33 protein-coding genes and 1 pseudogene are annotated in these 22,729 nt (G+C 57.1%); 33 read left to right on the top strand and 1 reads right to left on the bottom strand.

The genetic code is table 11. From position 1 onward, the window contains the following. The first annotated feature begins 168 nt into the window (after positions 1–168). From IEW73_RS16345 to truA, 32 genes are all read left to right on the top strand, one after another. Entirely contained in the window at positions 169–972 is an 804-nt protein-coding gene (locus IEW73_RS16345) for an alpha/beta fold hydrolase (protein WP_188677948.1), read from the top strand. Between the two features lie 52 nt (positions 973–1,024). Next, positions 1,025–1,543, top strand: coding sequence for a hotdog fold domain-containing protein (locus IEW73_RS16340; RefSeq protein WP_188677945.1), 519 nt, complete (start codon positions 1,025–1,027; stop codon positions 1,541–1,543). Between the two features lie 546 nt (positions 1,544–2,089). Then, a complete protein-coding gene (gene rpsJ / locus IEW73_RS16335; RefSeq protein ID WP_003938093.1) occupies positions 2,090–2,395 on the top strand; it encodes a 30S ribosomal protein S10 in 306 nt (101 codons plus the stop codon). A 20-nt stretch (positions 2,396–2,415) separates the two neighbouring features. After that, entirely contained in the window at positions 2,416–3,075 is a 660-nt protein-coding gene (gene rplC, locus IEW73_RS16330; protein ID WP_188677942.1) for a 50S ribosomal protein L3, read from the top strand. A gap of 2 nt (positions 3,076–3,077) precedes the next feature. After that, positions 3,078–3,764, top strand: coding sequence for a 50S ribosomal protein L4 (gene rplD, locus IEW73_RS16325; protein WP_188677938.1), 687 nt, complete (start codon positions 3,078–3,080; stop codon positions 3,762–3,764). Continuing rightward, positions 3,761–4,075: a 50S ribosomal protein L23 gene (gene rplW, locus IEW73_RS16320; RefSeq protein ID WP_188677935.1), complete on the top strand. Its 315-nt coding sequence runs from the start codon at positions 3,761–3,763 to the stop codon at positions 4,073–4,075. The genes rplD and rplW overlap by 4 nt, the downstream gene beginning before the upstream one ends. Positions 4,076–4,123: 48 nt before the next feature. Next, positions 4,124–4,957 carry a 50S ribosomal protein L2 gene (rplB, locus tag IEW73_RS16315; RefSeq protein WP_188677932.1) on the top strand — a complete coding sequence of 278 codons (834 nt, stop codon included), beginning with the start codon at positions 4,124–4,126 and terminating at the stop codon, positions 4,955–4,957. Between the two features lie 13 nt (positions 4,958–4,970). Continuing rightward, positions 4,971–5,252 (top strand): 30S ribosomal protein S19, encoded by a 282-nt coding sequence (rpsS, locus tag IEW73_RS16310; RefSeq protein WP_188677929.1) that lies wholly within the window; start codon positions 4,971–4,973, stop codon positions 5,250–5,252. Then, on the top strand, positions 5,249–5,656 hold the full coding sequence (rplV, locus tag IEW73_RS16305) for a 50S ribosomal protein L22 (RefSeq protein ID WP_188677926.1): 408 nt from the start codon (positions 5,249–5,251) through the stop codon (positions 5,654–5,656). The genes rpsS and rplV overlap by 4 nt, the downstream gene beginning before the upstream one ends. Continuing rightward, positions 5,656–6,462, top strand: a complete 807-nt coding sequence (gene rpsC / locus IEW73_RS16300) for a 30S ribosomal protein S3 (protein ID WP_188677917.1) — start codon at positions 5,656–5,658, stop codon at positions 6,460–6,462. Before rplV ends, rpsC begins: the two co-directional genes overlap by 1 nt. A 2-nt stretch (positions 6,463–6,464) precedes the next feature. Beyond that, positions 6,465–6,881 (top strand): 50S ribosomal protein L16, encoded by a 417-nt coding sequence (rplP, locus tag IEW73_RS16295; RefSeq protein ID WP_188677914.1) that lies wholly within the window; start codon positions 6,465–6,467, stop codon positions 6,879–6,881. Next, the gene (gene rpmC, locus IEW73_RS16290; protein WP_188677911.1) at positions 6,881–7,126 is read left to right on the top strand and encodes a 50S ribosomal protein L29; all 246 of its coding nucleotides are present in this window, start codon (positions 6,881–6,883) and stop codon (positions 7,124–7,126) included. The genes rplP and rpmC overlap by 1 nt, the downstream gene beginning before the upstream one ends. Then, positions 7,123–7,431 (top strand): 30S ribosomal protein S17, encoded by a 309-nt coding sequence (rpsQ, locus tag IEW73_RS16285; protein WP_188677908.1) that lies wholly within the window; start codon positions 7,123–7,125, stop codon positions 7,429–7,431. Before rpmC ends, rpsQ begins: the two co-directional genes overlap by 4 nt. A 118-nt stretch (positions 7,432–7,549) precedes the next feature. Beyond that, the gene (gene rplN, locus IEW73_RS16280) at positions 7,550–7,918 is read left to right on the top strand and encodes a 50S ribosomal protein L14 (protein ID WP_188677904.1); all 369 of its coding nucleotides are present in this window, start codon (positions 7,550–7,552) and stop codon (positions 7,916–7,918) included. Beyond that, positions 7,918–8,235: a 50S ribosomal protein L24 gene (gene rplX / locus IEW73_RS16275; protein ID WP_188677901.1), complete on the top strand. Its 318-nt coding sequence runs from the start codon at positions 7,918–7,920 to the stop codon at positions 8,233–8,235. Before rplN ends, rplX begins: the two co-directional genes overlap by 1 nt. Positions 8,236–8,237: 2 nt before the next feature. Then, positions 8,238–8,804, top strand: a complete 567-nt coding sequence (gene rplE / locus IEW73_RS16270; protein ID WP_188677898.1) for a 50S ribosomal protein L5 — start codon at positions 8,238–8,240, stop codon at positions 8,802–8,804. 152 nt (positions 8,805–8,956) lie between these two features. After that, positions 8,957–9,355 carry a 30S ribosomal protein S8 gene (gene rpsH / locus IEW73_RS16265; protein ID WP_188677895.1) on the top strand — a complete coding sequence of 133 codons (399 nt, stop codon included), beginning with the start codon at positions 8,957–8,959 and terminating at the stop codon, positions 9,353–9,355. A 13-nt stretch (positions 9,356–9,368) separates the two neighbouring features. Next, entirely contained in the window at positions 9,369–9,908 is a 540-nt protein-coding gene (gene rplF / locus IEW73_RS16260; protein WP_188677892.1) for a 50S ribosomal protein L6, read from the top strand. Positions 9,909–9,910: 2 nt separating this feature from the next. Next, on the top strand, positions 9,911–10,330 hold the full coding sequence (rplR, locus tag IEW73_RS16255) for a 50S ribosomal protein L18 (protein ID WP_188677888.1): 420 nt from the start codon (positions 9,911–9,913) through the stop codon (positions 10,328–10,330). 52 nt (positions 10,331–10,382) lie between these two features. Then, on the top strand, positions 10,383–11,030 hold the full coding sequence (rpsE, locus tag IEW73_RS16250) for a 30S ribosomal protein S5 (protein ID WP_188677884.1): 648 nt from the start codon (positions 10,383–10,385) through the stop codon (positions 11,028–11,030). 2 nt (positions 11,031–11,032) lie between these two features. Then, the gene (gene rpmD, locus IEW73_RS16245) at positions 11,033–11,212 is read left to right on the top strand and encodes a 50S ribosomal protein L30 (protein WP_188677880.1); all 180 of its coding nucleotides are present in this window, start codon (positions 11,033–11,035) and stop codon (positions 11,210–11,212) included. 2 nt (positions 11,213–11,214) lie between these two features. Beyond that, positions 11,215–11,655 carry a 50S ribosomal protein L15 gene (rplO, locus tag IEW73_RS16240; RefSeq protein ID WP_188677876.1) on the top strand — a complete coding sequence of 147 codons (441 nt, stop codon included), beginning with the start codon at positions 11,215–11,217 and terminating at the stop codon, positions 11,653–11,655. A gap of 240 nt (positions 11,656–11,895) precedes the next feature. Continuing rightward, positions 11,896–13,209, top strand: coding sequence for a preprotein translocase subunit SecY (gene secY, locus IEW73_RS16235; protein WP_188677984.1), 1,314 nt, complete (start codon positions 11,896–11,898; stop codon positions 13,207–13,209). Then, complete coding sequence (locus IEW73_RS16230; RefSeq protein ID WP_188677873.1) at positions 13,206–13,751, top strand: adenylate kinase; 546 nt, start codon at positions 13,206–13,208, stop codon at positions 13,749–13,751. Before secY ends, IEW73_RS16230 begins: the two co-directional genes overlap by 4 nt. A gap of 9 nt (positions 13,752–13,760) precedes the next feature. After that, a complete protein-coding gene (gene map, locus IEW73_RS16225; protein WP_188677981.1) occupies positions 13,761–14,552 on the top strand; it encodes a type I methionyl aminopeptidase in 792 nt (263 codons plus the stop codon). A 193-nt stretch (positions 14,553–14,745) separates the two neighbouring features. Then, positions 14,746–14,967 (top strand): translation initiation factor IF-1, encoded by a 222-nt coding sequence (gene infA, locus IEW73_RS16220; protein WP_005443304.1) that lies wholly within the window; start codon positions 14,746–14,748, stop codon positions 14,965–14,967. Positions 14,968–15,241: 274 nt separating this feature from the next. Further along, entirely contained in the window at positions 15,242–15,616 is a 375-nt protein-coding gene (rpsM, locus tag IEW73_RS16215) for a 30S ribosomal protein S13 (protein WP_188677871.1), read from the top strand. 3 nt (positions 15,617–15,619) lie between these two features. Continuing rightward, on the top strand, positions 15,620–16,033 hold the full coding sequence (rpsK, locus tag IEW73_RS16210; RefSeq protein ID WP_188677868.1) for a 30S ribosomal protein S11: 414 nt from the start codon (positions 15,620–15,622) through the stop codon (positions 16,031–16,033). 21 nt (positions 16,034–16,054) lie between these two features. Next, positions 16,055–16,660, top strand: a complete 606-nt coding sequence (gene rpsD, locus IEW73_RS16205; RefSeq protein WP_188677856.1) for a 30S ribosomal protein S4 — start codon at positions 16,055–16,057, stop codon at positions 16,658–16,660. Between the two features lie 90 nt (positions 16,661–16,750). After that, positions 16,751–17,803: a DNA-directed RNA polymerase subunit alpha gene (locus IEW73_RS16200; RefSeq protein WP_188677845.1), complete on the top strand. Its 1,053-nt coding sequence runs from the start codon at positions 16,751–16,753 to the stop codon at positions 17,801–17,803. A 63-nt stretch (positions 17,804–17,866) separates the two neighbouring features. After that, positions 17,867–18,445, top strand: a complete 579-nt coding sequence (gene rplQ, locus IEW73_RS16195) for a 50S ribosomal protein L17 (protein WP_188677841.1) — start codon at positions 17,867–17,869, stop codon at positions 18,443–18,445. Between the two features lie 50 nt (positions 18,446–18,495). After that, a complete protein-coding gene (truA, locus tag IEW73_RS16190; protein ID WP_229676086.1) occupies positions 18,496–19,428 on the top strand; it encodes a tRNA pseudouridine(38-40) synthase TruA in 933 nt (310 codons plus the stop codon). Between the two features lie 805 nt (positions 19,429–20,233). Here the strand turns inward: truA and eccE are convergent. Then, a pseudogene (gene eccE, locus IEW73_RS16610) lies at positions 20,234–20,896 on the bottom strand (type VII secretion protein EccE); the annotation flags it as partial. Between the two features lie 211 nt (positions 20,897–21,107). Between eccE and eccB the strand changes: the two are divergent. Beyond that, positions 21,108–22,589: a type VII secretion protein EccB gene (gene eccB / locus IEW73_RS16185; protein WP_188677835.1), complete on the top strand. Its 1,482-nt coding sequence runs from the start codon at positions 21,108–21,110 to the stop codon at positions 22,587–22,589. Positions 22,590–22,729: the final 140 nt, after the last annotated feature.

The raw sequence follows: 22,729 nt of genomic DNA, 5'->3' as shown, positions 1-22,729 counted from the left end.
TGCCAGTCAAGCGGTGTTAACCCACGTCGACGCGCATTGCCGCCCATCGTTGCCTAAACAAACCCCCGCTGCGCAGATATTTGATCGAACAGGCAACGGACATATCGTATCGCGCAAGAGCAACGTTACCCGCTTAATGTGATGGGAACCCTGTGAAGAAAGGTGACAATGTCTAGCGTCACAGTAAATGGCATTACCCTCAACTACCGACTCCATGGACATGGGCCGCTTGTTGTGATGGTGATGGGAACGGGCAGCCCTGGTCGGGTCTGGGAGATGTACCAAGTTCCGGCACTCGTTGCCGCCGGGTTTAGTGTTGCAACCTTCGAGAACCGTGGAGTTCTGCCGAGTAGCGAATGTGCTCAAGGCTTCACTATTGACGACATGGTCGCGGATACTGCCGGGTTGATCGAACACCTGGGTCGTGTGCCGGCGCGAGTGGTGGGGACTTCCCTCGGTGCCCGTATTACTCAAGAGTTATGTCTTACGCGCCCCGACCTGGTGGACCGCGCTGTTTGCCTCACCGCGCACGGAAGAATGGATCCCCTCATAAAGTCGCTGTCCAGGGGGGAGCGCGAGCTTTATGACAAGCAGATTGAACTTCCTGCGCCCTACTTTGCGGCAGTAAACGCCATGATGAACTTGTCGCCAGCGACGCTGAGGGATGAAAGTTCAGCGCTTGATTGGCTAGCCATCATTGAGTATTCCCACGTTCCTATGACTGCAGGTGTTCGAGCGCAGTTGGGGCTCTCCGATTTCCCGAATCGACTCGCTGCGTACAGGGCGATACGGGTTCCTGTGCTCGCTGTTGGATACGCCGATGACCGACTGATCCCCCCGCATCTCGCACAAGAGGTCGCCGATGCAATTCCAAACGCGCGATACGCAGAAGTGGCGAACGCGGGTCACTATGGGGCGCTTGAACAGCCAGAAGTTGTCAATCAGTTGCTCATTGAATACCTAAAGTCGTGATCCGAAGCGGCGTCCTGGTGATCATCAAACGGCGTGCGGTACTGTCCGCACCATGAGCGAAAGCATAAATTCACCTGCGGCTGATGCTGCTGGATCGGTTAAAACTCCACGTGCATTGTCGCTGTGGAACCGCCTTAACGGCAATGTGCTTGGTCGAACACTCTTTTCCGCAGGCGTGTGGATCAAGGCTCCCTACTTCGTCACGGTTGTGCCGATTGTAAAAAGCGCCGTTCCCGGCAAGGTGGTAATGAGTGCGCCCAAGTGGCCTGGAGTGCACAACCACATCGGCACGTTCCATGCGATCGCCGCATGCAACTTGGCGGAAGCGGCGATGGGTGTCCTGATGGAGGTTACTGTGCCGCCAACTCATCAGTGGATTCCTAAGGGAATGCAGGTGAGCTACTTGAGGAAGGCGCCTACTGGGCTGACAGCTGTCGCCGAGATCGAGGTTCCTGACTTCGCCGCGCTTTCTGCGGGGGCGGACGTTGTGGTGCCGGTTTCTTTGCGAGACAAGGCTGGCAATGAGGTAGTTCACGCAGAAATTACGACCTGGGTTCGTGCCCGCGCCTAAGGGGTTGGGGTGGCCTGGCGTGCCCCGGAATGCGCCAGTGGTAGGCACTTCGCATACTGATTTGGCCTCAACGTAGTTTTAAGGCATACTGTTCAGGTTGCCTTCACCGGGTACTTTCTCTTTTGAGCAAGTTCCCAGGTGGGGGCGTAAACGACTTCTGCCCCTCATGTACCATGTGAGATCTTCGGGCGGCTAAAGCGTGTCTAAGGCACGTTCGGCTGCGTGGCGAAGGGTAGGAAATAGCAAATTCAGGACTCGTGCCCTCCGGGGTGCATCTGATCTACCTCGCGACTCTTATAAAGGGTCGCGTAAAAAGTGGGAGGGCGACACGCCCGACCGCGTGGATCGGAGAACCATGACAGGTGAACAGCGGCGGCGGATTGGACTTTAGTCCCGTTGCAGGCTGCGACCATCCTGGTCATGGCCGTTTGGGCGAGGCGCCCGAAATGCCTCGTTCAAGCATCGAAGGGGTGGCTGAAACGGTCACAACATCGAAGGTGTGGCTGATATGGCCACAGCGACAGCGGCAAGGAAAAGGACACAAGCGTGGCGGGACAAAAGATCCGCATCAGGCTCAAGGCCTACGACCATGAGGCGATTGACGCGTCAGCGCGGAAAATCGTTGAGACCGTAACCCGAACGGGTGCACGGGTCGTCGGCCCGGTGCCGTTGCCGACCGAGAAAAACGTATACTGCGTCATCCGCTCGCCGCACAAGTACAAGGACTCGCGCGAGCACTTCGAGATGCGCACTCACAAGCGCCTTATTGACATCCTCGACCCGACGCCGAAGACGGTCGACGCGCTTATGCGCATCGACCTTCCGGCCAGTGTCGACGTCAATATTCAGTGACCGCGGCGGAGACAGGACCGATGGCTAAGCAGAATGAAGCAAAGATCAAGGGCATCCTGGGCAGCAAGCTCGGCATGACTCAGGTCTTCGACGACCGGAACCGCGTTGTTCCAGTTACCGTCGTTAAGGCCGGGCCGTGCGTTGTTACCGGGCTGCGAACCGAGGAGCGCGACGGATATAACGCCGTCGTACTCGCTTACGGTGCAATTGACCCACGAAAAGTAACCAAGCCCGTAGCAGGGCAGTTCAACAAGGCAGGCGTGACACCTCGACGTCACATCGTCGAAATTCGCGTTGGCGACCCGTCACAGTACGAGATCGGGCAGGAAATCACCGCTGACGCTTTTGTCGACGGCTCCGTTGTTGACGTCACCGGTATCAGCCGAGGAAAAGGTTTCGCCGGTGTCATGAAGCGACACGGATTCCGCGGTCAAGGTGCATCGCACGGTACCCAGGCGGTTCACCGTCGCCCAGGTTCCATCGGTGGCTGCGCAACCCCAGGTCGCGTATTCAAGGGCATGCGGATGGCCGGACGAATGGGCAACGAAAAGGTGACAACCCAGAACCTCAAGGTTCACAAGGTTGACACTGAGTCGGGCCTCCTGCTCATCAAGGGAGCGATCCCTGGGCGCAAGGGCGGACTCGTAGTTGTCAAGTCTGCAGTGAAGGGTGGCGAGTGATTATGACCAGCGCAACAAACGCCACAACCACCAAGCTCACACTCGATGTGCGCGGGCCAGACGGTGCCACTGCTGGCACTGTTGACCTACCGGCTGAACTGTTCGACGCACGTATCAACAAGGCGCTTATGCACCAGGTTGTCGTCGCACAGCTCGCCGCAGCTCGTCAGGGTACGCACTCGACGAAGACGCGTGCCGAGGTTAGCGGTGGTGGCAGGAAGCCTTACCGTCAAAAAGGAACTGGCCGCGCACGCCAAGGCTCGACTCGTGCCCCTCAGTTCGTTGGTGGCGGAACGGTCCACGGCCCCAAGCCACGTGACTACAGCCAGCGCACCCCCAAGAAAATGATTGCGGGAGCACTGCGTAGTGCACTGTCCGACCGCGCACAGAACGAGCGCATCCAGGTCATCACCGAACTGGTTCCAGGACAGAAGCCGTCGACGAAGGCAGCACAAAGCTTCCTCGGACAACTGTCCGAGCGCAGGAACCTTCTTCTTGTCGTAGGACGTGAAGACATCACTGCGTGGCAGAGTGTGAACAACCTCGACAACGTGCACCCCATCGCGCCGGATCAGCTCAACACCTACGACGTGCTGTACAGCGACGACGTGATCTTCACTGTTGAGGCACTGAACACGTTCATCGCATCCCGTACGGGCGCTGCGACAGCAGGGGAGGAGTCCAAGTGAACGTCTCGCAGACACTCACCGATCCACGCGACATTATCCTCGCGCCGGTGATTTCCGAGAAGTCATATGGGCTGATCGAGGAAGGTACTTACACCTTCATCGTCCACCCAGGTGCGAACAAGACGCAGATCAAGATCGCCATCGAGAAAATCTTCGGCGTGAAGGTAGTGAGCGTCAATACCGCCAACCGACAGGGCAAGAAGAAGCGGACCCGTTTCGGGTTTGGAAAGCGCAAGAACACCAAGCGCGCATTCGTCACCCTGACGGCCGACAGCAAGCCCATCGAGCTCTTCGGAGGTCCGGTCGCCTAGCTGACGCTCGCTGACCGGAACTGACGAAAAAAAGAGGACGAGAGACTCATGGCAATCCGTAAGTACAAGCCCACAACCCCGGGCCGCCGGGGCGCAAGTGTGGCTGACTTCGCCGAGATCACCAGATCAACACCGGAAAAGTCACTGGTTCGCCCGCTGCACGGTCGTGGAGGCCGTAACGCACACGGACGAATCACAACCCGCCACAAGGGCGGCGGACACAAGCGTGCATACCGCGTCATCGACTTCCGTCGAGCAGACAAAGACGGTGTGAACGCCAAGGTCGCACACATTGAGTACGACCCGAACCGCACCGCCCGCATCGCGCTCCTGCATTACCTCGATGGCGAAAAGCGCTACATCATCGCGCCTGCCAAGCTTAAGCAAGGCGACATCGTCGAATCAGGGCCCACCGCCGACATCAAACCAGGCAACAACCTGCCACTGCGCAACATTCCAACAGGTACCGTTGTGCACGCGATCGAACTCCGCCCAGGTGGCGGCGCGAAAATCGCACGCAGTGCAGGTGTGTCAGTCCAACTTGTTGCCAAGGAAGGCCCATACGCCCAACTGCGTATGCCCTCCGGTGAAATCCGCAACGTCGACGTCCGCTGCCGCGCCTCTGTTGGAGAAGTCGGCAACGCCGAACAGTCCAACATCAACTGGGGTAAAGCCGGACGTATGCGTTGGAAAGGAAAGCGACCCACTGTTCGTGGTGTCGTGATGAACCCTGTCGACCACCCACATGGTGGTGGCGAGGGCAAGACTTCGGGTGGACGCCACCCAGTCAGCCCATGGGGTAAACCAGAAGGCCGAACACGTCGTCGCAAGGAAAGCGATCGTATGATCGTTCGCCGTCGCCGTACAGGCAAAAAGCGCTAGGAGGGAGTGAAAGATGCCGCGCAGCCTCAAGAAAGGCCCGTTCGTCGATGACCACCTCCTCGCAAAGGTGGACGTTCAGAACGATAAGGGCACCAAACAGGTCATAAAGACCTGGTCCCGTCGCTCAACCATCCTTCCAGACTTCATTGGTCACACCTTTGCAGTCCATGATGGTCGCAAGCATGTCCCGGTGTTCGTCTCCGAAAACATGGTTGGACACAAACTCGGTGAGTTTGCACCCACCCGGACATTCAAGAGCCACATCAAAGAAGACCGGAAGAGCAAGCGCCGATGAGCAACAACAACACCGTGACCGAGAACCCGACCGCTCGGGCGACGGCTCGCTATGTTCGCGTCACGCCTATGAAGGCACGACGCGTCGTAGATCTCATCCGCGGCCGTGACGCTGCTGACGCACTTACAGTGCTGAAGTTCGCACCACAAGCCGCAAGCGAACCCGTTGCCAAGGTCCTCGCCAGTGCAGTCGCCAACGCGGAGAACAACCTGAGCCTGGACCCGCGGACCCTCGTGGTTTCGGAGGCATTTGTGGACGAAGGCCCAACCCTGAAGCGGTTCCAACCGCGTGCCCAGGGCCGTGCCTTCCGTATCCGCAAGCGCACAAGCCACATCACGATCGTGGTGGAAAGCCTGCCAGCGAAGGCCACAGGGAATCGTAACCGCAGGAAGGGAGCTCAGTAGTGGGCCAGAAAATCAACCCGCATGGCTTCCGCCTCGGCATCACCACCGACTGGAAGTCGCGCTGGTACGCAGACAAGCAGTACGCGGAGTACGTCAAGGAAGACGTCGAGATTCGCAAGCTCCTCAAGTCAGGACTTGAGCGCGCTGGTATCTCGAAGGTTGAAATTGAGCGCACACGTGACCGTGTCCGTGTCGACATTCACACCGCCCGTCCGGGCATTGTGATCGGTCGCCGCGGAACGGAAGCTGACCGCATCCGCGCACAGCTCGAGAAGCTCACCGCAAAGCAGGTGCAGCTGAACATCCTTGAGGTCAAGAACGCTGACTCAGATGCACAGCTAGTAGCACAAGGCGTTGCGGAGCAACTCTCCAACCGTGTGGCATTCCGCCGTGCAATGCGTAAAGCAATCCAGTCGGCGATGCGCAACCCGAACGTCAAGGGCATCCGTGTGCAGTGTTCTGGCCGCCTAGGTGGCGCAGAAATGTCGCGCTCGGAGTTCTACCGTGAAGGCCGCGTTCCACTGCACACCCTGCGTGCGGACATCGACTACGGACTGCATGAAGCGAAAACCACCTTCGGCCGTATTGGTGTGAAGGTCTGGATCTACAAAGGTGACGTAGTCGGCGGCCGCCGTGAGGTCGACGTCGTAGTCCCAGGAGCTGACGACCGTCGCCCCCGCCGTGAGCGTCCATCCCGCCCCCGCCGCAATGCGGGAGCAACCAGTGCACCTGACGCTGGAAAGCAGGCGGCCGATGCGACAGCTACCGCCGGGGCTGCGTCAAGTGAGCAGAACAAGGAGGCCTGACGATGCTGATCCCACGCAAGGTGAAGCACCGCAAGCAGCACAAACCGAAGCGCTCTGGTCTCGCCAAAGGCGGCACACAGGTAGTATTCGGCGACTACGGTATCCAGGCTCTTGAGCCCGCTTACCTGACCAACCGGCAGATTGAATCTGCACGTATTGCTATCAACCGGCACATCCGCCGTGGTGGCAAAGTGTGGATCAATATCTTCCCAGACCGCCCACTCACCAAGAAGCCAGCTGAAACCCGCATGGGTTCGGGTAAGGGTTCTCCCGAGTGGTGGGTCGCGAACATCAAGCCAGGTCGCGTGTTGTTCGAAATGACTTACCCCAGCGAGGAGGTGGCTCGTGAGGCTCTACGCCGCGCGATCCACAAACTCCCCATGAAATGCAGGATCGTGACGAGGGAGGGACAGTTCTGATGGCTATTGGAGCAAAAGCCGCAGAGCTTCGTGAACTCAACCAGGAAGAGCTAATCGACCGGGTGCGTGAAGCGAAGGAAGAGCTCTTTAACCTGCGTTTTCAGATGGCCACCGGCCAGCTTGATAACAACCGTCGGCTAAGTACAGTTCGCAAAGAGATCGCGCGTATCTACACTGTGCTTCGCGAACGCGAGCTTGGGCTAGCAACTGGCCCAGAAGCGGACACGGCCGGTGACGCAGCATGAGTGAGGACAAAGCAGTGGAATCAACCGCCGCACAAGGAAGCACCGAGGCCGAGACCAGGGCGCGTCGTAAGACCCGCATCGGCTATGTGGTCTCGGACAAAATGCAAAAGACAATCGTCGTTGAGCTCGAAGATCGCGTAAAGCACCCGCTTTACGGTAAGGTCATCCGGCGCACTAGTCGAGTGAAGGCTCACGACGAAAACGGTCTCGCAGGTATCGGCGACCGCGTTCAACTCATGGAAACCCGACCATTGTCGGCAACCAAGCGTTGGCGTCTCGTTGAGGTCCTTGAAAAGGCCAAGTGATGTATCAGGTGGGTTCAGCTCGTAAGCCGTAATTGGTGAGCGAGTTGAACCCACCGCGGACCACGCATAGATAGGTCGGAAATCTACCTATGCACAAATCCAGGTTCAGGAGTGAACAGTGATTCAGCAAGAATCGCGGCTTCGCGTAGCCGACAACACCGGGGCGAGGGAAATCCTCTGCATCCGTGTACTCGGTGGCTCGGGCCGTAGGTACGCCGGGATCGGCGATGTAATTGTCGCTACCGTAAAGGAAGCCATCCCTGGCGGAAACGTCAAACGCGGCGACGTGGTTAAGGCCGTAATTGTCCGGACCAAGAAAGAACGACGCCGTTCAGACGGCTCGTACATTCGGTTCGATGAGAACGCAGCGGTCATTCTGAAGAACGCAACGGATCCACGTGGCACCCGAATCTTCGGTCCTGTCGGTCGTGAGCTTCGTGACAAGCGTTTCATGAAGATCGTTTCGTTGGCGCCGGAGGTGCTGTGATGAAGGTACGTAAGGGCGATACAGTCCTCGTCATTTCTGGAAAAGACAAAGGCGCAAAGGGCAAAGTCATCGAGGCTTACCCCAAGCGTCAGAAAGTCCTCGTTGAGGGCGTCAACCGGATGAAAAAACACACACCAGTTTCGGCAAATCAGCGGGGCGCCCAAACCGGCGGAATCGTGACGCAGGAAGCGCCAATTCACGTTTCCAATGTCATGGTCGTTGATGCAGACGGTAACCCAACTCGCGTTGGGATCCGACGCGATGAGGACACGGGTAAGAACGTCCGTATCTCCCGTAAGACCGGGAAGGACATCTGATCATGACATCTGTTGAAAACAAGATTCAGCCTCGTCTGAAAGCTCGGTACCGCAGCGAGATCAAAGATGCATTGGCAGGCGAGTTTGACTACGCCAACGTCATGCAGATCCCCGGTGTCGTTAAGGTCGTTGTAAACATGGGTGTCGGTGACGCTGCCCGTGATGCGAAGCTGATTAATGGCGCTGTCCGTGACCTCACTCTGATCACAGGTCAGAAGCCTGAGATTCGTCGCGCCAGGAAGTCAATCGCGCAGTTCAAGCTTCGCGAAGGCATGCCAATCGGTGCGCGCGTCACACTTCGTGGCGATCGCATGTGGGAATTCCTTGACCGCCTCGTGACCATCGCGCTTCCTCGTATCCGCGACTTCCGAGGCCTTTCGCCGAAGCAATTCGACGGACACGGTAACTACACGTTCGGTCTCAACGAGCAGTCGATGTTCCACGAAATCGATATTGACTCCATTGATCGCCCACGCGGCATGAACATCACGGTTGTCACCTCGGCCACCAACGACGAAGAAGGCCGTGCCCTGCTCAAGCACCTCGGCTTCCCCTTCAAAGAAGCCTGAGTCACCCCCAAGTGACTCCACAGCGCAAGAGCATCGGCCTTGCGGCAGACGCCGCCTGGTCGGTGCCTCTTGGTTGTGAACCCAGTATCTCCATATCCACTTCGCTATAGGCCCTCGGGAACCGTAGTGAGAAAGGTGAGTAGGTCACTCCCATGACCATGACCGATCCGGTCGCAGATATGCTAACGCGTCTGCGCAATGCAAACTCGGCATTTCACGACACCGTCAAAATGCCGCACTCCAAGCTAAAAGCGAATATCGCGGAGATCCTCCAACGTGAGGGTTACATCGCCGGATACCGCAGCGAACCCGCTCGCGTGGGTCAATCGCTCATTGTCGACCTGAAGTACGGCCCCACACGTGAGCGGGCTATCGCCGGCTTGCGTCGTGTGTCGAAGCCAGGTCTTCGAGTTTATGCAAAATCAACAAACTTGCCGAAGGTGCTGGGCGGGCTAGGCGTGGCGATTATTTCCACGTCGACAGGTCTACTCACCGACCGTCAGGCTGCGACTCAGGGTGTGGGTGGGGAAGTCCTCGCCTACGTCTGGTGAGGGAGGCCACGACATGTCACGTATCGGAAAAGATCCAGTAGCCGTTCCATCAGGTGTTGACGTCAACATCGACGGACAGAATGTTGTCGTCAAGGGCCCCAAGGGGACTCTTTCGCTCGAGGTGAGTCAACCAATCACCGTCGCACGAACAGACAACGGAACCATCGAAATTTCACGCCCCGATGACGAGCGTAAGAGCCGTTCGCTCCACGGTCTGTCACGGACGTTGATCCACAACATGGTTGTTGGCGTAACCCAGGGTTACACCACCAACATGGAGATCCACGGCGTTGGTTACAGGGTTCAGCAGAAGGGTTCAAACCTCGAGTTTGCACTCGGCTACAGCCACCCAGTTCCCATCGAGGCACCAGAAGGCATCACCTTCAAGGTTGAGACGCCAACCAAATTCTCGATCTCGGGAATTAATAAGCAACAAGTCGGGCAGATCGCGGCTAACATTCGCCGTTTGCGGCGTCCCGACCCCTACAAGGGTAAGGGGATCCGGTACGCCGGTGAACAGATCCGTCGCAAGGAAGGAAAGACGGGTAAGTGATCATGAGCCAGACACAAACGAAGTCATCAAACAAGCCCATCAGCCGTACACCGCTAGGTACCGATGCGTCTACACAGCGTCGTATTTCGCGAGCACGTCGTCACTTCCGCCTCCGCAAGAAGGTTTCAGGAAGTCCCGAGCGTCCTCGCCTCGCAGTGCACCGCTCATCGCGGCACATTCACGTTCAACTGATCGACGACATTGCTGGTCGCACACTCGCCTCAGCATCGACGATGGAACCCGACGTTCAAGCGGTCGAAGGTGACAAAAAGGCACTGAGCGCTAAGGTCGGAACACTTATCGCCGAGCGTGCAATCGAAGCCGGAATCAATGCGGTCGTGTTCGACCGCGGTGGCTACACCTATCACGGCAGAATTGCCGCGCTAGCCGATGCAGCACGTGAAGGTGGCCTTAAGTTCTGATGTTGAACACCACCTCGAACACCCCAGATCGTACGAACGGAAGGAAAGCCTGATGCCGGGACGTAGTCGGCGTGACGGCGGAAGCGGACCCGCCGGAAATAACAACCCGAACGGCGGCGAATCCAATGACCGCCGCGAGCGCCGCGATCGCCGCGATGGCGGCCGTGGTGCTCCAGCGGAAAAGTCAAACCACCTAGAGCGCGTTATCGCTATTAACCGCGTTGCCAAAGTGGTTAAGGGCGGTCGCCGCTTCAGCTTCACTGCGCTCGTCGTCGTCGGTGACGGCAACGGTGTCGTCGGTGTGGGCTACGGAAAAGCCAAAGAAGTTCCTGCGGCAATCCAGAAGGGCGTAGAGGAAGCTCGCAAGAACTTCTTCCGGGTCCCAATGATCGCTGGAACCATCACACACCCAATTCAGGGTGAGGCTGCAGCCGGTGTTGTAATGCTCCGCCCAGCTAGCCCCGGTACCGGTGTTATTGCTGGTGGTGCTGTGCGTGCCGTTCTGGAATGTGCGGGCATCCACGACATCCTGTCGAAGTCACTCGGTAGCGACAACGCAATCAACGTTGTTCACGCAACTGTCGATGCGCTTAAGCAACTGCAGCGACCTGAAGAAGTAGCAGCCCGTCGTGGGCTGCCCATCGAACACGTTGCGCCAGCAGGTATGCTTCGTGCACGAGCAGCAGGTCAGGGGGCATAACGATGGCCGAACTGAAGATCACCCAGGTGCGCAGCACAGTGGGTGCTAATCACACACAGCGCGAGAGTATTCGCACACTCGGACTCAAACGAATCCGTCACTCGGTGGTCCGTGAGGACACACCACAAAATTTGGGACTGATCCACAAGGTGCGCCACCTCGTGTCAGTTGAGGAGGTCTGATCATGACGATCAAACTGCATCACCTTCGCCCCGCTGAAGGGTCAAAGAAGGACAAGACCCGCGTTGGTCGCGGTGAAGGATCCAAGGGTAAAACCGCAGGACGTGGAACAAAGGGAACTAAGGCTCGCAAGCAGGTGCCTGTTGCATTCGAAGGTGGCCAAATGCCACTGCACATGCGACTACCTAAGCTCAAGGGCTTCAAGAACCGGTTCCGCACCGAATACCAACCAGTCAATGTTTCTGACATTGCACGGGTATTCCCGGATGGTGGCACCCTCGGTGTCGACGACCTCGTCAAGGCAGGTCTAGTCCGCAAGAACGAGCTCGTGAAAGTACTGGGCGACGGCGACGTTAGTGTGGCGATTCAACTCACCGCACACAAGTTCTCCGGTTCCGCCAAGGAAAAGATCGCTGCTGCTGGTGGTACAGCCACCGAACTGTGATTTGTTCACGAGTCTGTGAGCTATAGCATAGGAGGCCGTGAGGGTTTTATATCCCTGACGGCCTCCTATGCTGTTTGAACTCGTCACGAAGTTGGTCACCACGTAGGGGCCGATCGCAGCGGTAAACGAGAGTCTCTCGGAAATCCTGTTAGAGTTGTGACCGAGTCCGCCAGTCGACAATTCGACTGGCGGTTGCGCACGTACACATTGTCTTTATTACCGTCCAAGCCAGGAGGATCGTTGCTCTCCGCCTTCGTAACGGCCGTCAGGACACCAGACCTGAGGCGGAAGATTCTCTTCACGCTGTGGATTGTTGTTCTTTACCGTCTCGGCGCCCAGGTTCCATCGCCGGGTGTCGACTTTCAAAACATCCAGCAATGCGTAGAGATCGCCACTGGTGGTGATGCCGCAGGCCTGTACTCACTGATCAACTTGTTCTCTGGCGGTGCACTGCTGCAGTTGTCGGTGTTCGCGATCGGTGTCATTCCGTACATCACAGCGAGCATTATCGTTCAGCTGCTTACTGTCGTGATCCCCAAGTTTGAGCAACTCCGCAAGGAGGGCCAAACTGGGCAAGCAAAGATGACCCAGTACACCAGGTACCTTGCAGTTGCTCTTGCTTTGCTGCAAGCGACCGGTATTGCGGCGCTAGCGCGAAATCGTCAGCTATTGCAGTGTGATTTGCCGATTATCGCTGATGAAAGCGTCTTCGGTCTGATTGTTCTCGTCCTCACCATGACAGCCGGTGCAACACTGCTGATGTGGTTCGGTGAGCTCGTGACCGAACGCGGCGTAGGCAACGGAATGTCGCTGCTGATCTTTGCCGGCATCGCCGCGATGATCCCCGTTGAAGGCAACAACATCCTGCAGAGCCGTGGCGGAGTCACCTTTACGCTCGTGTGTATTGCTGCCGCCGTGATTATTACTGGTGTTGTTTTCGTCGAGCAGGGACAACGCAGAATTCCAGTGCAGTACGCCAAGCGAATGGTCGGTCGCCGGATGTATGGCGGCACTTCTACTTACTTGCCGCTCAAGGTAAACCAGGCCGGTGTTATTCCGGTTATTTTCGCCTCATCGTTGCTATACATGCCTTTCCTGGCAGTGCAGTTGACGGTAGGACAAGACGAGCCACCAGCATGGCAGCGGTTCATGACTGAACACCTCATGAACCCAGGTAGCCCGGTATACATCCTGTTCTACTTTGCGTTGATCATGTTCTTCACGTTCTTCTACGTCTCAATTACTTTCAACCCTGAGGATCGGGCTGAGGAGATGAAGAAGTACGGCGGATTCATTCCAGGGATTCGCCCTGGACGTCCGACGGCAGAGTATCTGCAGTTTGTTCTGAACCGGATCACGCTACCGGGATCGATATATCTCGGTACGATAGCTGTCTTGCCTAACGTCTTCCTCAACGCGGGCAGCGGCTCAGAGATGCAGAGCATTCCATTTGGTGGATCTGCCGTTCTCATCATGGTGGTCGTAGCACTCGATACAGTGAGGCAAATTGAAAGCCAGCTGATGCAGCGCAACTACGAAGGGTTCTTGAAGTGAGAATCGTATTACTCGGTCCCCCCGGAGCAGGAAAAGGCACGCAGGCGGCCATACTCTCCGAGAAACTTGGCATTCCGCACATTTCGACGGGTGACCTGTTCAGAGCGAACATTGGCCAAGGCACTCCACTAGGTCTTGAAGCGAAGTCCTATACAGATGCCGGAAAGCTTGTTCCTAGCGACATCACCAACCGAATGGTTGAACAGCGCATCGAGGAACCAGACGCATCAAATGGCTTTCTCCTTGACGGCTACCCTCGCACCGTAGATCAGGCTGAGGCCCTTGAGAAGATGCTCGATGAGCATGGCACCTCCTTGGACGCGGTCGTTTCATTCGTAGTCGACGAAGATGTAGTCGTCGCTCGCATGCTCGAGCGCGGACGCGCAGATGACAACGAAGATGTGATCCGCACCAGGCTTCACGTGTACCGGGACGAGACTGCCCCGCTCCTGAGTCACTACGAAAAAATCGTTAAGACAGTTGATGGGGTAGGCGAGGTCGATGAGATCAACGCCCGCGCCCTCAAGGCCCTGGGAAAGTAAGCACGGCAGATAGTGCGACTCAGACGACGTAAAGTAGTTCCCTTCCGTACAGTTGGTGAGTTGGAAGCGATGCGTGCGGCCGGCGATATTGTCGGCCGCACTCTCGTCGCAGTTCGCGAGGCGGCGCGCGCAGGAATCACGACGCAGGAACTCGATGAAGTAGCTGAAGCGACAATTCGACAAGCCAACGCAATTCCGTCGTTCCTTGGCTATCACGGTTTCAGTGGGTCAATTTGTGTGTCCGTGAACGAGGAGGTAGTCCACGGCATTCCGGGTTCGCGAGTTCTGCAAGACGGCGACCTTGTATCCATCGACTGTGGCGCAATCCTCGACGGCTGGCACGGCGACTCAGCGTGGACGTTCGGAATAGGGCAGCTCAGCAAAGCTGATTCGGATCTGAGTGAGGCCACTCGTCGCACGCTCGAGGCGGGAATGGCAGCGATGATCCCAGGCAATCGTCTCACCGATGTTTCACACGCACTGGAACTGGGCACCCGTGCTTTAGAAAAAGAGCACGGCCGGGCATACGGGATTGTTGACGGCTACGGTGGACACGCAATCGGGCGCGAAATGCACCTGGACCCTTTTCTTCCGAACGAGGGGCCTGGCGGCAAAGGTCCAGAACTCGTAGTCGGATCCGTTCTCGCTATTGAACCTATGCTTACACTCGGCACCGTAGATACCCGAATTCTTGACGACGAGTGGACTGTCGTCACGACTGATGGCAGCAAAGCCGCACATTGGGAACATACGGTGGCTGTGACCGAAGACGGTCCGCTGATTCTGACGAACCGACCTTAGCTCGACGCTACGCAATCCTGTGCAGGAATCCTGCGCAGGAAACCCGGTCAGCCAGTAGTTCACGCACCCACTGATTTTGTTCTGCCTGCAATGGTGCGTATCATAGTTCGTTGGTGCATTACGCACCAACGAAGTTCGAATGAAATGGCAGACTAATGGGCCGGGGTGAGCTCTGCCCGGGATCGCGGAGGACATGGCTAAGAAAGACGGCGCCATTGAGGTTGAGGGACGGGTTATTGAGCCCCTTCCCAATGCAATGTTCCGAGTGGAATTGGAAAATGGCCACAAAGTACTTGCGCACATCAGTGGAAAAATGCGCCAGCACTACATCAGAATTCTCCCAGAGGACCGCGTAGTGGTGGAGTTGTCTCCTTACGACCTGTCGCGAGGCCGGATCGTCTACCGCTACAAGTAAATCTTCTGCGTATTCGCAAGTTGACGACGAGTTCTCCGGAACATTGTGAGCCTGTGAAATGTAGGAACGCTTCTTTATTGGGGTCGTCTACCGCGCGAACATGTGTATGGATTTGACCCCATGAAGCACAGCACTAAGAGAACCTCCCAGCACCACCTGTCCGATACGCGGACGGGCTCCCCTCGGACGGAGGCCGAGGCCTTAGCATTGCGGGCAACTGCAGCGTTGGGGACGGGCTGGGAGCAGACCTCCGCAAATGAGAGGAAACTGCCGCATGGCACGGCTAGTAGGCGTTGATCTGCCGCGCGATAAGCGCATGGAGATCGCGCTCACCTACATTTTTGGTGTAGGACGTACACGTTCACAGAAGATCCTCGCGGACACAGGCATCAGCCCTGATCTGCGAACCAAAGATCTGACCGATGAAGACATCGCGACACTTCGCGAATACATCGAGCGCGAATTCAAGATTGAAGGTGACCTTCGCCGCGAGGTGCAGGCCAACATTCGCCGCAAGATGGAGATCGGCTGCTACCAGGGGCTTCGTCACCGGCGTGGCCTACCTGTTCGTGGTCAGCGCACAAAGACCAATGCGCGCACACGAAAAGGTCCGAAGAAGACTATCGCCGGCAAGAAGAAGGCAAGGTAAAAAATGCCCCCTAAGTCACGCGTGGCAGGCGGAAAGAAGGTCCAGAAGACCCGCCGCCGCGAGAAGAAGAACATTGCGCACGGTCATGCGCACATCAAGAGCACCTTCAACAACACGATCGTGTCGATCACTGACCCCCTCGGCAACGTTATTTCCTGGGCTTCCTCAGGTCACGTTGGCTTCAAGGGCTCACGTAAGTCGACTCCCTTCGCCGCTCAGATGGCCGCCGAAAGCGCAGCTCGTAAAGCGCAAGAACACGGCGTGAAGAAGGTCGACGTATTCGTTAAGGGCCCCGGCTCCGGCCGCGAGACCGCAATTCGCTCATTGCAGGCTGCTGGACTTGAGGTCGGTGCAATTTCCGATGTCACGCCACAACCACACAATGGCTGCCGTCCGCCCAAGCGTCGTCGCGTCTAACAGGAAGGGAAGGGTCACACAATGGCACGTTATACCGGTCCCATAACCCGCAAGTCGCGTCGACTTCGGGTGGACCTTGTTGGTGGCGACCAGGCGTTTGAGCGTCGCCCATACCCGCCCGGCCAGCACGGCCGCGCGCGGATCAAGGAAAGTGAATACCTCCTCCAGCTACAGGAGAAGCAGAAAGCTCGCTTCACCTACGGTGTGATGGAGAAGCAGTTCCGTCGTTACTACCAGGAGTCAGTTCGTCGCCCAGGCAAAACAGGCGAGAACCTTTTGCGCATCCTCGAAACGCGACTCGACAATGTTGTTTACCGCGCGGGCTTCGCTCGCACGCGTCGGCAGGCACGTCAACTCGTTACCCACGGTCACTTCATGGTGAACAACAAGCGCGTTGACATCCCAAGCTACCGCGTCTCGCAGTACGACATCATTGACGTACGGCCACAGTCCTTGAACACAGTTCCGCTGGAACTTGCACGAGAACTGATCACCGAGCGCAAAGCACCAGGCTGGCTGCAGGTTGTGCCGTCGAAGCTTCGCATCTTGGTTCACCGTGAACCAACTCGCGAACAAATCGACGTTGCACTGCAGGAACAGCTTATCGTCGAGTACTACTCGAAGTAGTCCTGACGAAGGGTGCCCACAAAGGGTGGGCACCCTGATCTCTCGCACTCGGCATCAAATAGCGGATGCCGCAAGGAGGAAGAACCACGCATGCTTATCTCACAGCGTCCTGAACTCAGCGAAGAATTTGTTGTAGAGAATCGGTCCAGGTTCACCATCGAACCACTGGAGCCCGGTTTTGGATACACGCTGGGTAACTCACTGCGCCGCACTTTGCTGTCATCTATTCCCGGTGCAGCAGTGACGAGCATCAGGATTGATGGTGTTTTGCATGAATTCACCACTGTTCCAGGTGTTAAGGAAGACGTAACCGAAATCATCCTTAACCTCAAGAACTTGGTTGTGAGTTCTGAGGAAGACGAGCCGGTCACGATGTACGTGCGCAAGCAGGGGCCTGGAGCTGTCACGGCAGGGGATATCGTTCCTCCAGCCGGCGTCGAGGTCCACAACCCTGACCTGCACATCGCGACACTTAACGACAAAGGTCATCTCGAGATCGAACTTGTCGTTGAGCGTGGACGTGGCTACGTTCCTGCATTGCAGAACAAAGCTTCAGGTGCGGAAATTGGGCGTATTCCGATGGACGCGATCTACTCACCGGTCTTGAAAGTGACATACAAAGTCGAAGCGACTCGCGTTGAGCAGCGCACCGACTTTGACCGGCTAGTTGTCGATGTCGAAACGAAGAACTCGATCTCCCCACGTGACGCTGTTGCTTCAGCAGGCAAAACCCTCGTTGAGTTGTTCGGGCTTTGCCGCGAACTCAACGTGGAATCAGAAGGTATCGAGATCGGCCCCTCACCGCAGGAAGCCGACCACATCGCCGCCTACGCAATGCCTATTGAGCAACTAGACCTGACTGTGCGTTCGTACAACTGCCTCAAGCGCGAAGGCGTTCACACCGTTGGTGAGCTCGTTAGTCGCACTGAGTCAGACCTCCTTGACATCCGTAACTTCGGCCAGAAGTCAATCGACGAAGTCAAAGTGAAGCTCCACACCCTTGGGTTGTCGCTGAAAGACAGCCCTGGCCCATTCGATCCGTCCGCTGTGGTCGGATATGATGCGGCAACAGGTACATGGAGCGACACCGACGGCGACGGTGACTACGCCGAGCAGGACTACGCCGAAACTGAACAGCTTTAATCACACCTTTCACCCGCCCTCGGTGGAAATAACCGGGGTTGGCGATTCCAGAGGAGCATCACCATGCCCAAGCCCACCAAGGGGCCGCGCCTTGGCGGCTCGGCGTCGCATCAGAAGTTAATTCTGTCGAACCTCGCGACGTCGCTGTTCGAGCACGGCCGCATCACGACCACCGAGGCCAAAGCCCGCAAACTTCGCCCGCTTGCAGAGAAGCTGGTTACCCACGCTAAAAAGGGTGACCTCTCTCACCGTCGCGAAGTTCTGAAGACGATCCGCAACAAAGCTGTTGTTCACAAGCTTTTCGCGGAAATCGGGCCGCACTTTTCAGAGCGTGATGGCGGCTACACCCGCATCATCAAGACACTCCCACGTAAGGGCGACAATGCCCCCATGGCAGTGATCGAGTTGGTCGGGGAGCAGACCGTAACTTCTGAGGCTGACCGTGCACGTCGTGTCGCAGCATCGCAGACCGCCGCAGCGCCGGCGACTTCTGATGCCGACGACAACAACGTCGTTGCTGAAGAGATTGCTGCTTCGGACGACAATGCGACTGAAACCGCTGAAGAGATCATCGACGCTGTTGAAGATCAGAACTCAACAGCTGCCGATGCCGCTGAAGCTGAAGAGGCCAAGAAAGACTGACGTGAATGTCATCTGACACACCTCTAGTTCGTAAGCCCGCCGGTCCAGAAATGGGCGGCGGGCTTTCGGCTGTGACACCGCAAGTCACAAGACTTCGGTTGTCGATTGCCTACGATGGAACTGACTTCTCAGGTTGGGCGCCCCAACGAAACCAACGCACAGTCGCTGGTGATATTGAGACAGCCCTCAGCACTATTCTCCGCGAATCTTTAGTGTTGACCTGCGCTGGACGAACAGACGCAGGAGTCCATGCAACAGGACAAGTTGCTCATGTGGACGTGCCACAGAACGCAGTGCCGGACGACCTCAACTCACTTGTGCGTCGGCTTGGCCGATTACTTCCACGCGACGTTCGGGTATTGCACATTGATCGTGCACCAGAGGGATTTGATGCGCGTTTCTCTGCTCTACGCCGTCACTATATCTATCGCATTTCTACCGCGCCCTATGGCGCGAGCCCGCTAGCTCGGGACGTGCTGGCTTGGTCGCGACCATTGGATTTGAATCTAGTTAGGGACGCAGCTCAGCGACTAGTTGGGCTACATGACTTTGCGGCGTTCTGTCGAAAGCGCGAAGGCGCCACCACCGTCCGGCAACTGCAACGCCTCGAGTGGTTGAACGATGGGCACCAGCACGAAGTGCACGTTTCCGCGGATGCGTTTTGTTGGTCGATGGTCCGTAGCCTTGTCGGATCTCTCCTCGGCGTCGGCGAAGGCCGACGACCGCCGGAGTGGGCGGACGAACTTTTAACGATGCGTCACCGATCAAGTGCAATTACCGTCGCTCCTGCGCACGGATTGACTCTTATCAAAGTGGATTACCCATCGGACGATCAACTGGGGCATCGGGCTGAAGCTACCCGGCAAGTACGCGGCGCGATTGACTGCGAAGAAGATAGTCCGTTTCCTCAGGAATCGATACCGTTGCCACATCCACGTGTCTATGACCAAAAATCAACCGAAGCTGGTGTGGATCCTCGTTAGATTGAATTATGCGAATGGCGTATTCAACACCTTGGCTAGGGGAGAGGTCGTCGCGCATGGCGTCGACAAAATCGAGAACCGTCACCCCCGGGGGCTGATCCCCAAGCGCAGGATGAGATTCTTTTGCGCCGTCTAGAACCAGTAGGTGCGGCATGTTCGTCGGCGAGGATGGCCACGGTTTGTCGCAGAGCGCGACATTTGGTGAGCCAGATTGCGGCGAAGTGAGCTGAGCCCATGCGTGCGGGCGGTCGGATGCGATACGCACATCGACGCCTGTTGCGGCTGCGCGGAGCACGAGCTGCTGCAAAAGTTGAATTCTGCCCTCGATGCTCACGCGCTGGCCTGAGCGATTGGCAATTGGCGCGGTTACCGCCCGGCCTGCTTGATCCACCCCGATCAGAACACCGCAGCCGATGACAGGAACATGAAGTTGAGCGAGTTCACTTATCGATAGCAGTGCGGTGCCGTCGCGCCCGCACGCAGTCTCCGGCGAGCCCATCCTGTTGGGGCGGAAGCATTCATCGACGTACGGCCTGAACCCTGCCATCGGGATTGTCCGAGGAAACTTGGAAGGTTCAACGCCGTCTGGGTTGTTCGTGCGATGGGCTAAACCTGCGATCGCTGTTACCTGGTAAGAGGCCTGCGGGCCTCTCGGGTCCTGCTTCGAAGTGTGGTTGGGGCGGATAGTGATGTTCAGCGCTGTCTCAGCAGCGCCTGGCTGCCAAACGTGGAGCAACGATCCTGTGTTTATCGCGGACGGAGCAATGCCAAATACACGATCCATCGGAATTAATGTGTCGGAAATTGCATCTAACGATTTCGTGGTCCGCAGTACGGTGGAGATTTCGTGGTCACGCAGTACTCCTTGGATCCGCTTGGTGGCTATGTCGAGAACTCCGCAAATTCCCCGCGTTCCACCGCCTCGACGGCGCACCGCGTCGGGTGCGTCATTAGGTGAAAGGCGAACCACAATCCAGGCTCGTCGCTGGGCGGCGACTGGAAGTGGACTCAGCATCCTGGAATAGGCTGCGCCTAGGGCGTGATGCGGCTCAGTGGTGCGACCGCGAACGATTATCTCGATTCCGCTGAGGGCAATGTCGTATTGCTGCAGGGCGCAGGCGAGTTCATCCACCGGCAGACTGATCGCCCCTGCGAAGGCGCCGGGGCTTGTTGCTGTTGGAACGATAGGTGCTGTCACGATCTCCAATACGGTGCACGCTTCACCGTTGTTGCACTGCATGACATCGCGAGACAGCGCAACCACTGATTCGTCATTGCCGCCCTGGTCGTGACTGCTAAACGTCTTCGTGGCTGCAATCGCCAACCACGACGTTAGGTAGCGACCTCGAATAGGGATCAGACAGATTAATGCCAAGCAGACAGCGCCAAATCCAGCCCAGACTGCTGGCCATTCGAGTACAAGGCCAACTGCTATAACCACAAAAAATATGCATTGAGCTGTGAGCATGGCGCTGACGCGATAGCGCTGGGTCAGCCAGCAAACTAAAGATTCCATTTTCCCCCCTTGAAGTGCAGTTTGAGCCTTTGAATGCTATCCATGCGCCTATGCGCGTAATGGAAAATCGCCCCCCAGCGATCTACTATCAAAGAAGCCGCAAATCCTACAGGGGGAATTATCAGGGTTTGCGCTGCGATACCGCAAGTTCAGGGGAGGAACAATGGCGGGCAATGTAACGACGCGTACGCAAGTAAGTGGATATCGGTTTCATTTGAAAAGAATGGACCACGCTCTTATTCGTGGAGACGTGCGGATGCTGACTGATCCGCTTCGCGCACAGAACCGGGCTCTGACCGTGGGCCTCGTGATCGCGGTTCTTGGCATAGCAGGTTGCGGGGTGCTTGCTGTGCTAGACCCTCGTGATCGTTTGACTGACTCGAAGATCGCTGTAGGGCGCGAGACAAAAGGCATGTACGTACAGGTGGGGGATACATTCCATCCTGTTACGAATCTTGCTTCAGCGCGCCTCATTCTCGGGGAAACCGAAGATGCGGTGATGGTGAACGAGGATGAGCTTGCAAAGCATCCGCGGGGGCCCATGCTCGGGATTCTCGGTGCGCCTTCGGCAGTCAGGGCAGTAGATCATCCTGATGAATTTTGGACTGTGTGTGACACTGCCAAAAGTGGCGATGATGCCGGACGAACGTCAGTGATTGTTGGAGTTCACCCCGAGGCAGGCAGTGACGGCGAGGCTGAACAACTGTTAGTCCACGGCGAAAATACTGCTGTGTTGGTACGTCGTGATCAACAGCATTACTTGATCTACCGCGGTACCCGCGCCCGTGTCGATATTGGCGCAAGAGAAGTCGTTCGCGCGTTTGGGCTCGACGGCATCCAGCCGAGAGAGGTGAACGCAGGTTTCCTGAGTTCGATCCCGGAGGTTCCTCCGCTGGAGTCTCCGACAATTTCGGATAAGGGTGAGAACCCCAATGTGCCGGTTGCTGGTCGAAAGATCGGCGAAGTCGTTCAAGTGAATCGTGCTGGTGAAACTCAGCATTACGTGATTCTCGCTGATGGTGTTCAGGCGGTGGGGGAGACCGTTGCCGACTTAATTAGGTTCACTGATTCGCTCGGCGCGCGCGCGATCCCAGTGATTCCGCCAGATGCCATACGGAATGTTCCGACCGTGACGACGCTTGCAGTCGAATCCTACCCAGCTAAGTTGCCGACCATGATTCAGGGCGCTGATATTGATGTGATTTGCGGATCGTGGGGTACGTCGGGCGATGCCAACAATCCAATAGTTGCTACTGGGCGGAACCTACCCCTGCCCGCCGGCGCCGCATTGGTGCAACGGGTAGGTGAGAGCGACCCCGATGTTCTGCGGGCCGACGATGTATACATCCCACCGGGGTCCGGGCGCTATGTGTATTCGACTGTTGCTGGGCATTCGCCGCGCACCTCACAAAGTTCAGATGCGGATCATCGTCTGGGGCTCCCGCACTACGTATCCGACACGGGTGTCCGATATGGGGTTTCGAGCCGAGAAGATGCTGATGCACTCGGAATTGAGGCCACCGCAGTGCCCGTTCCGTGGAATGTTCTTAAACTCCTGGATGCGGGGCCTGCGCTTACGCGAGAAGACGCCCTAGTTCAGCACGCCGGCGTACCAGCGAATCCGAATCGAGCCTCACCGAACTAACACTGGCCAGATTGGAATGAGGGCTCCGTGGTGGCTCTCGGCAACTGGACGTGTTGCGGTTTGTGTTTGGTGTGGGTTGTGTGTAACTTATGTTCTCGCCGCTGTGACGCGGAGCCGGTGCACCGGGGGTTGAGAAAACT

The organism is Hoyosella rhizosphaerae, assembly GCF_014643175.1.
Lineage (GTDB): Bacteria > Actinomycetota > Actinomycetes > Mycobacteriales > Mycobacteriaceae > Lolliginicoccus > Lolliginicoccus rhizosphaerae.
This window is presented reverse-complemented; position numbering and strand designations above follow the sequence as displayed.